The 12,286-nt window shown below is 59.1% G+C and carries 13 protein-coding genes and 2 pseudogenes; 5 read left to right on the top strand and 10 right to left on the bottom strand.

Annotated features, from left to right (window positions below; genetic code table 11):
• The 3 genes and pseudogenes from Q1K29_RS18260 to Q1K29_RS18250 all read right to left on the bottom strand — a co-directional run.
• A pseudogene (locus tag Q1K29_RS18260) lies at window positions 1–196 on the bottom strand (hypothetical protein); the annotation flags it as partial.
• A gap of 205 nt (window positions 197–401) precedes the next feature.
• On the bottom strand, window positions 402–725 hold the full coding sequence (locus Q1K29_RS18255) for a heavy metal-associated domain-containing protein (protein ID WP_034798642.1): 324 nt from the start codon (window positions 723–725) through the stop codon (window positions 402–404).
• 14 nt (window positions 726–739) lie between these two features.
• Window positions 740–1,114, bottom strand: a complete 375-nt coding sequence (locus tag Q1K29_RS18250; RefSeq protein ID WP_034813607.1) for a mercuric transporter MerT family protein — start codon at window positions 1,112–1,114, stop codon at window positions 740–742.
• Between the two features lie 80 nt (window positions 1,115–1,194).
• Here Q1K29_RS18250 and Q1K29_RS18245 point away from each other — a divergent pair, with 80 nt between their 5' ends.
• On the top strand, window positions 1,195–1,611 hold the full coding sequence (locus tag Q1K29_RS18245) for a helix-turn-helix domain-containing protein (RefSeq protein ID WP_158586664.1): 417 nt from the start codon (window positions 1,195–1,197) through the stop codon (window positions 1,609–1,611).
• A 9-nt stretch (window positions 1,612–1,620) separates the two neighbouring features.
• On the opposite strand, the pseudogene Q1K29_RS18560 reads toward Q1K29_RS18245, so the two are convergent.
• The 7 genes and pseudogenes from Q1K29_RS18560 to Q1K29_RS18220 all read right to left on the bottom strand — a co-directional run.
• A pseudogene (locus Q1K29_RS18560) lies at window positions 1,621–2,027 on the bottom strand (cation transporter); the annotation flags it as partial.
• 72 nt (window positions 2,028–2,099) lie between these two features.
• The gene (locus tag Q1K29_RS18240; protein WP_119405126.1) at window positions 2,100–2,348 is read right to left on the bottom strand and encodes a hypothetical protein; all 249 of its coding nucleotides are present in this window, start codon (window positions 2,346–2,348) and stop codon (window positions 2,100–2,102) included.
• Window positions 2,332–5,445 (bottom strand): CusA/CzcA family heavy metal efflux RND transporter, encoded by a 3,114-nt coding sequence (locus tag Q1K29_RS18235; protein WP_119405127.1) that lies wholly within the window; start codon window positions 5,443–5,445, stop codon window positions 2,332–2,334. The genes Q1K29_RS18240 and Q1K29_RS18235 overlap by 17 nt, the downstream gene beginning before the upstream one ends.
• 12 nt (window positions 5,446–5,457) lie before the next feature.
• Entirely contained in the window at window positions 5,458–6,762 is a 1,305-nt protein-coding gene (locus tag Q1K29_RS18230) for an efflux RND transporter periplasmic adaptor subunit (protein ID WP_119405128.1), read from the bottom strand.
• Window positions 6,759–8,054, bottom strand: coding sequence for a TolC family protein (locus Q1K29_RS18225; protein ID WP_119405129.1), 1,296 nt, complete (start codon window positions 8,052–8,054; stop codon window positions 6,759–6,761). The genes Q1K29_RS18230 and Q1K29_RS18225 overlap by 4 nt, the downstream gene beginning before the upstream one ends.
• A gap of 73 nt (window positions 8,055–8,127) precedes the next feature.
• On the bottom strand, window positions 8,128–8,430 hold the full coding sequence (locus tag Q1K29_RS18555; RefSeq protein WP_366524234.1) for a hypothetical protein: 303 nt from the start codon (window positions 8,428–8,430) through the stop codon (window positions 8,128–8,130).
• 130 nt (window positions 8,431–8,560) lie between these two features.
• The gene (locus tag Q1K29_RS18220; protein WP_119405131.1) at window positions 8,561–9,025 is read right to left on the bottom strand and encodes a helix-turn-helix domain-containing protein; all 465 of its coding nucleotides are present in this window, start codon (window positions 9,023–9,025) and stop codon (window positions 8,561–8,563) included.
• 81 nt (window positions 9,026–9,106) lie between these two features.
• Here Q1K29_RS18220 and Q1K29_RS18215 point away from each other — a divergent pair, with 81 nt between their 5' ends.
• The 4 genes from Q1K29_RS18215 to Q1K29_RS18200 all read left to right on the top strand — a co-directional run bounded on the left by Q1K29_RS18215 (window position 9,107) and on the right by Q1K29_RS18200 (window position 12,059).
• The gene (locus tag Q1K29_RS18215) at window positions 9,107–9,568 is read left to right on the top strand and encodes a hypothetical protein (RefSeq protein ID WP_119405132.1); all 462 of its coding nucleotides are present in this window, start codon (window positions 9,107–9,109) and stop codon (window positions 9,566–9,568) included.
• A 1-nt stretch (window position 9,569) separates the two neighbouring features.
• Window positions 9,570–10,169, top strand: coding sequence for a cation transporter (locus Q1K29_RS18210; RefSeq protein ID WP_013301506.1), 600 nt, complete (start codon window positions 9,570–9,572; stop codon window positions 10,167–10,169).
• A gap of 185 nt (window positions 10,170–10,354) precedes the next feature.
• The gene (locus Q1K29_RS18205; protein WP_084399035.1) at window positions 10,355–11,182 is read left to right on the top strand and encodes a DUF2285 domain-containing protein; all 828 of its coding nucleotides are present in this window, start codon (window positions 10,355–10,357) and stop codon (window positions 11,180–11,182) included.
• A gap of 52 nt (window positions 11,183–11,234) precedes the next feature.
• Window positions 11,235–12,059 (top strand): DUF2285 domain-containing protein, encoded by an 825-nt coding sequence (locus Q1K29_RS18200; protein WP_084391401.1) that lies wholly within the window; start codon window positions 11,235–11,237, stop codon window positions 12,057–12,059.
• The last annotated feature ends 227 nt before the right edge of the window (window positions 12,060–12,286 follow it).

Here is a 12,286-nt window from a genome sequence, read left to right as displayed (position 1 = left end):
ACGCGGCCTCGATCAAGTATTCAAAATCACACCATCGACCCGATGTCGGAGGCGTGGCCGGGATCAGGTTGGGGCCGCTGTCGCCGCATTCGCCTGCGGCGAAGACCGCGGAATCGCTCGTACGCATCGATGTGTTCACCTGGATGCCCCGCCGAGTGCACTCGGCGCAGGCAGCTTCAAGGTTCAGCCTGTCCATTTTTGGTACCCGGCCGGGGCTGAGGCACATGCTCATTGATGCAAAACAAGAAGGTGTCGCAATGACGGTACCGGCCAGGCCCGTTATCAGCAGTTTTCGGTCAGTCCATTTTGACATCAAAGTGAAAGCCTTGTGTGAAAATCTGACGATGTATGCGAACATCGACTGGCAGGTGCCTCATCAGGATATTCCAGATGCTGCGTGTTCAACCGTCCGTAACGCTTGCCGGGTATCCTACATCGGTTGAAGCCGCAGCGATCAGCTCAGGCGTTGTCGCCGCCGTATCGTAAACCACCTCTGCGGTCCTGGCCGCATAATCGATATCGACAGATTTAACGCCCTCGACACGCATCATCGCTTTCCTGACAGCAATCGGACATGTCGCGCAGGTCATGTTTCCGATCGTAAAACGGGCTGTCGCCTGTTCGACCTCCACCGAGGCATCCGGAGCATTCTGCGCGCCGGCGACTGCGAGCCCCCCCGCGAGTGCCAGACCTGCCAGTCCGGCGATCATCCATGTGCGTTTCATACTTGTCTCCCTGGCTAGTAAAATAACGGTGCCCATACATCGATGGTCAAGGCCGCCAGCACGACAAGCGCGCCGCTCCACAGGGCGACCTGCTTGACGACTGACGACTGCAAACGGGCGCAATAGCTACCATCCTCGCAGACACTGGTTTTTCGAAAATAGACATCCCAGAACCCAGCCGCGAGAAATCCGATCGCGACCAGAAGAAAAAGGGGCTTGTAGGGTTCCAGCGCCGTCAACTGGCCAATCCACGCTCCGGAAACACCGAGACTGATCAGCACAAGCGGCACGATGCAGCAGGATGATGCAAGGAATGCCCCCAGCATGCCACCGGCAACAAGCCACCTTGAGCGACGCTCATTTGCTGGGCTGTTTTCCGTACCTGCCATGACCAGCTGTTCCCATTGCTTTATCGATCATGATCACGTTACGCTCTGTAGTTGGTACAGACACAAGTGGGTATTTCATCATGGCCATCACATCGCCGCGAGCAGCACTCAAACGGGCTGAACTGGCCGGGCGGCTCGGCTGCAATCTTGAAACGATCCGCTATTATGAAAGGATCGAATTGCTGCCCGAACCAGCCCGCACGGCAAGTGGCCACCGGCTGTATTCGAATGAAGATCAGGTACGACTGCGTTTCATATTGCGAGCCCGCAGCCTCGGCTTCTCCGTGGAAGATGTACGCTCGCTACTTGGCATCAATGATGGCAGGCCGAGCTGCGCGGAGGTCAGGGCGCTGGCAGAAGCACATCGGGGCGATATCCGTAAACGCATCGCCGATCTGAAGCAGATGGATCGACGGCTCGGCGAGATCATGGCTGGTTGCACCGGCGCTGAAACACCCGATTGCGCACTCACCGACAAACTGTTCGAAGATAGCTGACAAAAGGGGCTCCTGCATCTGCCGGAGATGCAAATGATGGACATCCACGACACCATCACCGCTCCGCATCGCCTCAATGACGGTACCGATGTCAATGTCCGGCGGACTGCCTAGCCACAACATGTGGATCGGCCCGCCGATTTCGCGGAACGACAGGCAGAGAATGTTACCGCGATACCGATCGTCACGAACGGATCGAACAGTATTCAGTCATAGATGAGGATGAGCGCGTCGCCCGCAACCACGGCTACAGATGCGAGTGCGTCGGACAGATTGTGAAGGAGGAGCGCCCGGATATTCACGCTCCCATTCTGCACCGAATAGATTAGGAGGGCTGTAAGCTCTGCAATGACCAGCGCAACACCGCCAAGAATAACGATCGTCCAGCCACCAACGGCGGGCGGATCAGTGATCCGTATGACAGTCTTATTGACCAGATGGCAATGGAGACCCGACGATCATCGCTCGCGGGATCAAGATCGTCATGATCATGTGCGTGGCTCAGGATCGGCCTGCTCTTCCAGCACCTTGCGCTTGCACTCGAGATACGCGCGTCGCCGCGCGTGTACCGCGTTTTTTGCGCGGCTCTTTGGTGGTATCAGGCCGCATTCCTCCTGCACCTTGGCCGCCTGCTCACTTGAAAGGGCCCCCATCACGTTGTCGAGACTCTCGCAGCCGGCCAGGGCTGCGAGAGAAACGGACATGACCGCGAAGCGAAGTTCACGATGGATGAACATGCTCGGCCTCCAACAAGGAATGGTGCGCGTCGGGCTTTGGTGCGAACCAGCGGTGAAGGGCGGGTAGCACCAGCAAAGTTAGCACGGTCGAGGAGACCAGCCCGCCCATGACCACCGTGGCCAGTGGCCGCTGCACTTCAGCACCGACACCACTTGCGAAGAGCAGCGGCGCAAGGCCGAGCGCCGTCGTAAGGGCGGTCATCAGCACAGGACGTGCCCGCAAGCCTGCCGCCTCGACGGCAAGTTCATCGCGACCACGGCCCTCCCTGGCAAAATCATCCATGAAACTGACCAGCACCATGCCATTGCCGAGCGCGATACCGAACAGGGCAATAAAGCCGACCGTCGCAGGCACCGAGATCGGCAGGCCTGCAATCCAGAGCGCCATCGCCCCGCCGGTCAGCGCCAGCGGAATGTTGAGCAGGATCAGGATGGCCGATTTCATGCGCCCGAACGTCAATAGCAGGATCAGGAATACGATACCGAGCGTGATCGGGATCACGACCGCGAACCGCGCATTCGCTTCCTGCTGGAGTTCGAACTGTCCGCCCCATTCGACGCGATAACCAGCCGGCAGGTCGAGCTGGCTGGCGACCGATTGCTGCGCATCAGCGACATAGCTGCCAATATCGCGTCCTCTCACATTGAGCTGAACGGTGATGAATCGCTCACCATTCTCGCGCGTGATCTGACGTGGACCGACAATCTCCCTGATGTTTGCCACGCTTTCGAGTGGAACCCGTGCGCCGCTGGACGATTCCAGAATAATCCGTCCGATGGCCGCGGGCGTGTTGCGGTCCTCTTCGGCATAGCGCACGATGACGGGAAACTGGCGCACTCCCTCAAAAACGGCACCAGCCTCTGCCCCGCCGACGCCGGAACGCAAGGCATCGAGCGCCTCCTCCACGCTCAGTCCATACCGGCCGAGCGCAGGACGGTTGAGCGAGACCACAAGCTGCGGCGCGCCGGTGATCTGATCGGCCTGGACGTCGGTCGCCCCAGGAATTTCCTGAAGAATGGACTGCAAGTCCTGCGAGCCTTCGAGCAGGACCTCCGTATCCGGACCGAAGATCTTGACCGCCAGTTGCGCCTTTGTGCCGGTCAGGAGCTCATCAACCGACATGGCGATTGGCTGGCCGACATTAACCCTGACGCCTGGAAAGCCGCCGAGATTCTCGGAGATCGACGCCCGGAGTTCATCCGGGCTGATGCCATTGCGCCATTCGCTTCGGGGTTTGAGCGCCACGAAGGCCTCGATACTGTTCACCGGGTCGGCATGCGCGCCGACTTCCCCACGGCCGATCCGGCTGACAATGGAACTGATCTCGGGGAAGGCTTCAAGCAGTCTTGTCTCGATGCGGGTCGACGTTTCCTTTGCTTCGGTTAGCGAGATGGACGGCGCCATCGTCACACGCAACAGGACATCGCCTTCCTCCAGCGCAGGCGTGAACTCCGAGCCAAGGCGTGTCGCTGAGAGGCCCCCAACCAGAAGCAGGACGCCTGCTAGCCCGACCGCCGCGAGACGTCGCCGGACGAAGAAGGCCGCAAGCGGCTTGATCAGCGAAACAAGCCGGCTGTCGCTCTCCTGGCTATTGCTCTTGGGCGGACGCATGAGGCCGAGCGCCATCGCCGGAGCGATGAGCGCGGCATAGATCAGCGACCCTGTCATGGCGAGCGCGGCAGAAGCGGCGAGCGGCCGAAACGTCTTGCCTTCAGTGCCCTGTAGCGAAAAGAGCGGCAGGAAGACAATGATCACCACGAGGACGGCAGCAATCAGCGGCGCGATCACTTCGGCGCTCGCTCGCGCGACCGTCGTGCGGCTATCTTCACCCTCGCGTCGTTCGCGCAAGCCGCGATCCACGTTCTCGGCGATGACGATGGCGCCGTCGACCATCATCCCGATGGCGATCGCCACCCCGCCCAGCGTCATCAGATTGGCCCCGATGCCGAGGAATTTCATCGCGATGAAGGCAAAGCCGACCGAGAAGGGTATGGCCATGACAACCACGAGGCTTGGACGCCAGCCGCCGAGGAACAGGAAGACGATGACGGCGACCAGGAGCGCGCCCTGCCAGAGCGCGGTCGTCACGGTCGCAGCCGCCTTTTTCACCAGCGTGCCCTGATCATAATACGGAACGGCTTTGACGCCATCCGGAAGCGACTGGTTGATCTCGTCGAAGCGCGCTTGCGCGTTCTCGATCACCTCAGACGTGTTTGTGCCATAAAGTTTCAGGACGAGACCGGCGACGGTCTCCCCTTCGCCATTGGCAGTTGCGAGCCCCTGCCGGACGCCGCCGCCGATGGCGACTTCACCGAGGTCGTTGACGCGGACGGTTCGTCCATCCACGGTCTTGACCGGCGTTTCACGCAGATCATCGAGAGATCGAGCGAGCCCGACCCCGCGCACCGTGTACTGTTCGGCGCCAATTTCGATGAATTGCGCGCCGGCCGTCCGATTGGCGCTCTCCAGGGCGGCAATCACCTCGCCGACGCTGAGGTCATAGGATGTCAGCTGATCGGGATCGAGGCGGACCTGGTACTGCTTCTCGAAACCCCCTAGTGACAGAACCTCCGTCACCCCTTCAACCGACTGGAGCGGATACTTGATCATCCAGTCGGCAATCTCGCGCAGCTCAACCAGCGACCGCTCGCCGGTCTCATCGACGAGCCGATAGTACATGATGATACCAAGGCCGGTCGAAATCGGCCCCATCTTGGGTGTGCCGAAACCGTCGGGAATGGCGTCGGCGGCCTCGCCGAGGCGCTCACCGACGACCTGGCGGGCAAAATAGACGTCCGTGCCGTCCTCGAAATAGATATTGATGACAGACAGGCCAAAATTGGATGTCGAGCGGATCTCGTCGACCTTGGGGAGGCCGGACATGGCCGTCTCGATCGGATAGGTGACATAGCGTTCGACCTCTTCGGGCGACAGGCCTTCAGTTTCGGTGAAGACTTGGACCAGAGAAGGTGAGGGATCGGGAAAAGCGTCGACAGGCAGGCTGCGAAAGGCAAACAGCCCCCCGATCGACAGGGCGAGTGCGGCAATGGCGGCAAGCAGCCGGCCACCCGCAAGGCGGTGCATCAAATTGATCATTTTGCGGGTCTCCTAGTGTGCGTGGCCGTCGCCGAAAGCGTCTTTTTCAAGCTGCGCTTTCAGGGTGAAGGCGCCCTCGGCAACGAATGCTTCGTCGGCCTCGAGCCCGGAAATGATCTCGGTATAGCTGCCTGCACTCTCTCCTGTGCGGACCTCGCGCGGTTCGAACCCGTCATCGGTCGGGACGAAGACCGAAATCCTGTCCTCGACGCTGACGATCGCATCGGAGGGAACGCGCACGACGGGGCGCCCCTCTCCCGTGTCGATCCGCGCCGTTACGAACTGACCGGGCTTCAGCCTGTGTTCGGCATTGTCGACAATGACCCGCGCGGTCGCAGTGCGGGATGCCTCATTGATGACAGGCAGGACATTTGAAATTGTCCCCTCGGCCAGGACGCGGCCATCTTCCTGCTGGAAGGTCACGGTCTGGCCTTCGCTGACCTTGCCGAGATCTTCCTTGTAGACGGCGATGTCGGCCCAGACGACGCTATCATCGATGATGACAAAGATGGGCGCGCCGCCAGCCGATACGGTTTCTCCAAGAGAAACGCTCCGCTGAATCACCTCTCCGGCAAGGGGAGCCGTCACATAGGCTTGTGCAAGCGACCCGTCCGCAGCCTCATTAAGCTTGTCCAGTGTGCCATGACCAATGCCGATCGCATGAAGCCTGTTTTCAGCAGCTTCCCGGCCGGCATTGGCTGCGGCGAATGCCGCACGCGCCGACTGCAGATCGGCCTCGGCGGTGATTTTCTGCTCCCAGAGGTTTTCCTCACGCTCAAGCTCGGCTTGCGCGAGGCGCTCGGCGCTCAGGGCATTCAGATAATCGGCCTTTAGGCCGGCGAGTTCACGACTGGTCAGCCGGGCAAGCGTGGCGCCGGCTTTCACGATATCGCCTTCGCCTGCATAAAGTTGGGCAACGGTGCCCTCGACCTGTGGCGAGACCCTTGCGACACGGTCCGCATCGAAACGGATCTCGGCCGGCAGTTCCAGCTGGCCCGAAACCGCTCCGGTTTGGGCTCGCCCGGTCCGGATACCGGCAGCTTCCGCCTCCTCGGCGGTCAGCTCGACATGATCGCCGCCTTCACCTTCGTGTTCGGTATGACCGCCTCCTTCTTCATGTCCCTCATGATCGTCGCCATCGGCCTCATCATGGCTTTCATGCTCCTCATCACTACCGTCTTCGTGGTCGTCATGGCCATCTTCGGCTTGTGGGGGCGTCCGGTTTGCACCAGACGAATCGGAGGCGTCACTGCCGCAAGCACTAAGATACAAAAGCGCTGGCGAAAGCAGCGCCGCATAGAATAAATTCAGTTTCATTGGATCTCTCCTTCGAACGGCGCGGCGCCAATCAGCGCACGCAACCGCAGCGTGTATGTCTGGAGCGCCAGCCGGGCATCGATTACGGCGGCGCGGGTTTCAATCAGACTGCGCCGCGCATCGAGCGTGGCGGTCAGGTCGAACTTGCCAACCCGGTAGCCTTCGGCCGCTGAAGCGTAGGCATCTTCGGCCAGTGGCAGGGCTTCGCCCTCAAGACGCTGCAATCGGGATTTCGCGGCCCGGACCAGCGCAGCCAGGCTCGCCTGCTCGGCCCGCAACCTTGCCTCAACAGTCTGTGCTGATAGCTCGGCACTCTGGGTACGTAATCCGGCCGCCCGCGTTGCGTCCTGATTGCGGTCAAAGACCGGCAAAGGAACACTGACACCCGCCAGAAACGCGCTATCGCCCGTGTCCTCAAATCTTCGGACACCAGCCGATACGGTTATATCAGGCCATGCGCCGGCGCGGGCCCGGTCCGTCGCCGCGCTACGAGCCGTCGCTCCGGCCTTAGCCGCCGCAAGTGACGGATGAACGCCAGAATCTGGTTGAGCCGACCCACCCGCCGGATCTGTTACGATTTCCGCAGTGCCAGACAAGACAAAGTCGATCTCTGGACTACCCCAAACGGACGCAAGCGCTAGCCCTTTGGCTTCGACCTGGCCCCGCGCACCATCCGCAACCGCCTGAAGCGCTGCTGCTTCAGCCCGCGCGCGCAGCAACTCAGGCGGAGCCGACGCTCCAGCGTCCACGCGACGCTGGACGACGCCAGAGAACTCGGATGCGAGATCGGCTGAGGCCTGAGCGACCTCGGCCATGTCGTAAGCGGCACGAAGTTCCAGATAGAGTTCCCCTGCGAGTTTCTGAGCTTCCAGGCTTCGTACAGAACATTCGGCACTCGCCAATGCGGCTTCAGCTCTGGCGGCCCGCTCGGAAAGTCTTCGTTTATCGCCAAGCTGTAAGGTCTGCGCCACTACCAGGGTCGTCTCGTAGGCATTGAAGCCTTCAAGCGATCCGCTGCCGGCAAAGTTCTCGGTTTCGACAGACAGAGATGGATTAAGCCAACGGCTCGCCTGATCGGCGTCGGCCGATGAAGCTTTCGCCTCGAGAGCCGCCGTCAGAACTTCAGGCGAAGCATTGGCGGCGCGAGCAATAGCCGCGTCGAGCGTCAGTGGTCGGGATTGATCATAGTCAGTCGCGCCGACATAGACAGAACTACACCCTTGCGCATAGGCCGTACCGGCCATGACCGGCAGGGCGAGCGCGGTGATCGCGCTGCATATAAGAATTTTCATTTTTGCTGGTTTCCTCGTCCAGATTCAACGACAGCGAGGCCGTAGCCACGCAAAATATTCCTGTGTCGTTGGTCTAGGCGCGAGGAGGACGGTAAAGACCGTCTGGGCGGAGGTTCTCGAGAAAAGAACCGCCAGGCAACAAATGTTTTGTCTGCACGACAGACTTCGGAGCGCCGCTTAGATCGCCGCCGCCTATCAGATGGAAATGACAGCTTCCGCACTGATGCGCGGTATGGTCATGACCTTCATGCGATGGCTCCTTATCAGGGGCATCTTGGGCCAGCTCACTCGTAGAACATTCCTCTGCGGCCTGATCGCCCGGATGCATGATATCCGCCGCAGCCGTCATCGGCGCAATAACAAAAGCTATCGCCATCACCATGACGAGCAACCTTCGTAAACACGTTATGACTTGGAACGGAAACATGATTGCTGGGCTAGCTACTTTCTTTTATGATCGGGTAAACAGGCTCACTCTCTTTTTAGCACCTCCAGTCACTGGAGGGTCAAGCGCCTTTTGACGGAAGCCCTGCAAGCACCTCGGCGCCATCATGCTGTTCGTGCAAGCAATTCTCGTGCTGGCCAAGGGCAGCGAGTACAGAGCAGGTCCCGATCTTGCCGCCTTCGCAGGCGCGGATCATGCGCTTGAGCTCGGCCTCGAGCGCCTCCAATTGGGTCAGCCTGCGGCGAACCTCGTCAAGCTGGCGACGTGCAATCTGGTCAACCAGGACGCACTCCCTGCCTGGCTCTACCTGCAGCGAAATCAGTTCCCTTACCGCTGAGACGGGAAACCCCAGATCCCTTGCATGACGTATAAAACGGAGACGCTCTACAGAGGCCCCTGCGTACAACCGCTGTCCGCTTGCGCTGCGTTGCGGCTCGTCGAGCAGGCCAATGGATTCATAATAGCGGATTGTCGTGACTTTTACGGCCGTCGCCCCTGACAGTTTTCCGATCGTCATCAAGGCCATGATAGCGCCCCTTGCCCCTCTAGTTACTGTAGACTGCAGGAAATAACCCTGACGGCTGAAAACACAAGCGCAGGAGGCAACATGAGTGGTGATACGACAATCCAGATACTCGGCATTGCCACAGGTGGCGCAGTTGCTGTGATTCCTATTTGGTCTGCAGCCTTCCCCGCGCAGAGAATTTGGCTCCCGCAGCGTTATTCGCGTTTCGTGGCACCAATCATCTGGAAGGGTACGATCACGAATTTCGGAGCGGCGCTGTCGATTGGGGCTTCAGGTAGGGCAACCGCTCCCGTACCCTGCTGGGCGATATTCGGCCTCGGGTTTGCCCCTCTCATCATCGCGAATATGGTGGTTTGGCGCGCAGATTTCCGGTTCGGTTTCGACGAGACACCAGGAGCCAAGGGCACACTTGCCACCACAGGGCCCTACCGCTACTCCAGCTATCCTCAATACGCTCGCAATACAAAGCTTTCTAACGGAGACGCTTCGATAAAATTCTTACGGTGCATCTCCCCTCACCGACAACGCATGGTAAAATCATAGGATGGGTAGCGAAGACTTGAAAATCGAGACGTCAGACGAGCGCCGAACTCTTCAAATCGTACTATGGCTAAACATACTCATAGCCATTGGCTTTTTTGTCACAGGCTGGTTCGGCGACTCCAATGCCCTCCTGGCGAACGGGCTGGATAATTCCTCGGACGCGATTGTGTATGGCTTGAGCCTGCTTGCACTTACACGTTCGCAGATCTGGAAACGCAACGCCGCTCGACTGTCAGGTGGAATGCTTCTTGTATTTGCCGTCGGCGTCGCCGGCGACGCAATCCGTCGATACTTTGAAGGATCTGAACCCCTCGGTCTCATCATGCTGGCAATGGCCGCGATTGCAGGTGTTGTAAATCTGATCTGTCTCTGGCTTTTGAAAAAAATAGAAAAGAAGGATGTAAACCTGCGAGCCGCTACAACATTTAGTTTCAATGACTTCATCTCGAATGGGGGGATCATTCTCGCGGGCGTAATCGTACTGTGGACTGGGTCCAACTGGCCAGATCTGCTTGTCGGATTGGGAGTCGCGGCGATTGCGGTATATGGTGGAATCGATATTCTGCGCGATGCGCATGCTGATAAGCATCAGTCAGGATGATGCCCCAAACCCGGAATGAAACAAGTGCGTAAAATTCTCAAAATGGTGCGCGCGCAGCGTCACTGGGCCTCGCATGATGGGTTCCCAAGCGTTACCGTAACAAATATTTACTCGATCAACTTTCTATTCCGGCATTGAATTTGCTTTCCCTGTTGAGTTGAATCTCTCTTGGGAAACGAGGACAAATGTCCCGGCTGGCAGATCATATAAGTGCTTATGACTACACATGGTTGTTGTCAGACAGCAGATGGGCCTGGGAGTTCCTGCGCCGAAACCGCCGGTTTCTTGAGGACTCGTCGCTTCCTTCCGCGAGTGAGCTTAGTTTCGCTCCCGCCTGCCATCAGATCACCCTCGTGCGCCCTAGAGCCCCTCAGGCGCTTGCTGAGCGATGGGGGCTCGCCTTCTTCCCGGATCCAGAGGATAGCGGCCTTGAAGCCGACGCGTTCTGGTCGGGAGGTCTCTATCCGAGGCGGGTTCACATGCAAGTTTCTCCGAGTGGTCCTAATGAATCCTGTGAATTCTATGATCGCACTGTTGGCATCTGCAGGATAACGCACTTCACCGACCTCGCCGGCCGCGAACAATTTCTTCTCAAGGGAAATGGCTGCGTCATTCAGGTGTTCTGCACGGGCATGTCACTTCTCGCCCGCGAACCTGTCAAGCTTAGCTTCATCATCGACAGTCTCGACGAATTCCAGGCCAAGCTGAAAACGCTCCAGCGCGCCCAGCGTGTCTATGACCCGCAAGCAGAGGCGGATATCCCGGAATGGACTCGCCATTCCTTGGCCCTTCGCAATGCACTGGTCGCACTCGATTGTCATGATGCCCAACTCTCATATTTTGAGACGGCGCGGTTTATATATGGCGAAGAACGGGCCCGCGAAGCTTGGCACAGCCCAAGCCGAGCGATGAAAGACGAGATGAGACGTGCCCTTGCCCGCGGCCGTGACCTGCGGGACGGCGGTTATGCAACGCTTCTCGGACCCGTCGAAAACGCGCTTCTTTTAGCCTGAAGTAGAATTTTGGCACCTCTTTTGCAGCACCCGCTTGTGAAGGAGGCACCTGATGAGTCCCGCCGACACACCCTCGGTCCGTATTGATCTGGATGACTACGCCTATACTTGCCGACTCTCCAGAAGTCGCTGGGCTTGGGAATTTCTTCGGCGAAATAGCGAATTCAGGCAAGCCGCCCTGCGGGCTGGCGACTCACAGATATCTGAAAAGCCAGCCTGTCACGGCATCCGGCTGCTCCGGCCGCTATGCGACCAGATCGACGCTGAGAAATTCGGCTTGGTTTTTTTTCCCGACATAGACGCGAATGGCTACGAGGCCGACGTCTTCTGGATCCCTGCCCTCTATGCTCGCGCCCTGACCATGCAGGTCGTACCGCGTCATCCGAGCGAGCGCGACGATATTTTCGATCAGACGATCAATGTGTGTGAAGTCACCCACCTCACAGATCGCGTCGGCCGGGAATACCTGATGATCCGTGGGCACGGCCACAGCATCCAAGTCGCTTGTTCTGGTCTGTCACTACTCAGCGTCGAACCCGTCCGCATGAAACTGATCATCGATAATGTGTCGAGCATGGACGAAACACTTAAAGTCATCGGCAAGGCTCAGCGTATTCTTGGCAAGGACGATCCGAGTTTCAACGACACCTGGACACGCTCATCGCTTGCGTTTCGCAATGCGCTCATTGCGCTCGATGCGCATGAGACCGGTCTAACTTATTTTGAAACCGCTGCCATCATCTATGGCGAGGATCGCGCCACCGAAGCCTGGCAGAGCCCCAGCCGGGCCATGAAAGACGAAATGCGCCGCGCCCTCGTGCGAGGACGTGAACTCCGGGATGGCGGATACAGGGACCTCCTGACTGCACAGACCTGAGCAGATCCAATTTGGCATCAGACCTTGATCCGGCGATCACCCCTCGCTGACGCGAGGGGGCTGTTTCGCGGGCGGCACGCCGCCAGCGGCCCGGCTCGTCTCCGGACCTCTGGTCTGCCCTTCCGGGCAGCCCAGCGGCATGCGGGTGTCTCGCCGGTGATCGCGCCAGCCTGCGCTTGTCTTAGAGATTCCTGGTCTTCTGGTTAGAAAAGAACCGCTGGTGGGGA

The sequence above is a fragment of the Henriciella sp. genome (genome assembly GCF_029937755.1).
Taxonomy (GTDB): domain Bacteria; phylum Pseudomonadota; class Alphaproteobacteria; order Caulobacterales; family Hyphomonadaceae; genus Henriciella.
The sequence above is the reverse complement of the archived record's forward strand: the minus strand, read 5'-3'. Positions and strand labels throughout refer to the sequence as shown.

Excerpts from the sequence above, each read along its gene's own strand:
- Q1K29_RS18255 (WP_034798642.1), bottom strand. The coding sequence starts at position 725 with ATGAAACGCACATGGATGATCGCCGGACTGGCAGGTCTGGCACTCGCG.
- Q1K29_RS18250 (WP_034813607.1), bottom strand. The coding sequence starts at position 1,114 with ATGGCAGGTACGGAAAACAGCCCAGCAAATGAGCGTCGCTCAAGGTGG.
- Q1K29_RS18245 (WP_158586664.1), top strand. The coding sequence starts at position 1,195 with ATGGCCATCACATCGCCGCGAGCAGCACTCAAACGGGCTGAACTGGCC.
- Q1K29_RS18240 (WP_119405126.1), bottom strand. The coding sequence starts at position 2,348 with ATGTTCATCCATCGTGAACTTCGCTTCGCGGTCATGTCCGTTTCTCTC.
- Q1K29_RS18235 (WP_119405127.1), bottom strand. The coding sequence starts at position 5,445 with ATGATCAATTTGATGCACCGCCTTGCGGGTGGCCGGCTGCTTGCCGCC.
- Q1K29_RS18230 (WP_119405128.1), bottom strand. The coding sequence starts at position 6,762 with ATGAAACTGAATTTATTCTATGCGGCGCTGCTTTCGCCAGCGCTTTTG.
- Q1K29_RS18225 (WP_119405129.1), bottom strand. The coding sequence starts at position 8,054 with ATGAAAATTCTTATATGCAGCGCGATCACCGCGCTCGCCCTGCCGGTC.
- Q1K29_RS18555 (WP_366524234.1), bottom strand. The coding sequence starts at position 8,430 with ATGGCGATAGCTTTTGTTATTGCGCCGATGACGGCTGCGGCGGATATC.
- Q1K29_RS18220 (WP_119405131.1), bottom strand. The coding sequence starts at position 9,025 with ATGGCCTTGATGACGATCGGAAAACTGTCAGGGGCGACGGCCGTAAAA.
- Q1K29_RS18215 (WP_119405132.1), top strand. The coding sequence starts at position 9,107 with ATGAGTGGTGATACGACAATCCAGATACTCGGCATTGCCACAGGTGGC.
- Q1K29_RS18210 (WP_013301506.1), top strand. The coding sequence starts at position 9,570 with ATGGGTAGCGAAGACTTGAAAATCGAGACGTCAGACGAGCGCCGAACT.
- Q1K29_RS18205 (WP_084399035.1), top strand. The coding sequence starts at position 10,355 with ATGTCCCGGCTGGCAGATCATATAAGTGCTTATGACTACACATGGTTG.
- Q1K29_RS18200 (WP_084391401.1), top strand. The coding sequence starts at position 11,235 with ATGAGTCCCGCCGACACACCCTCGGTCCGTATTGATCTGGATGACTAC.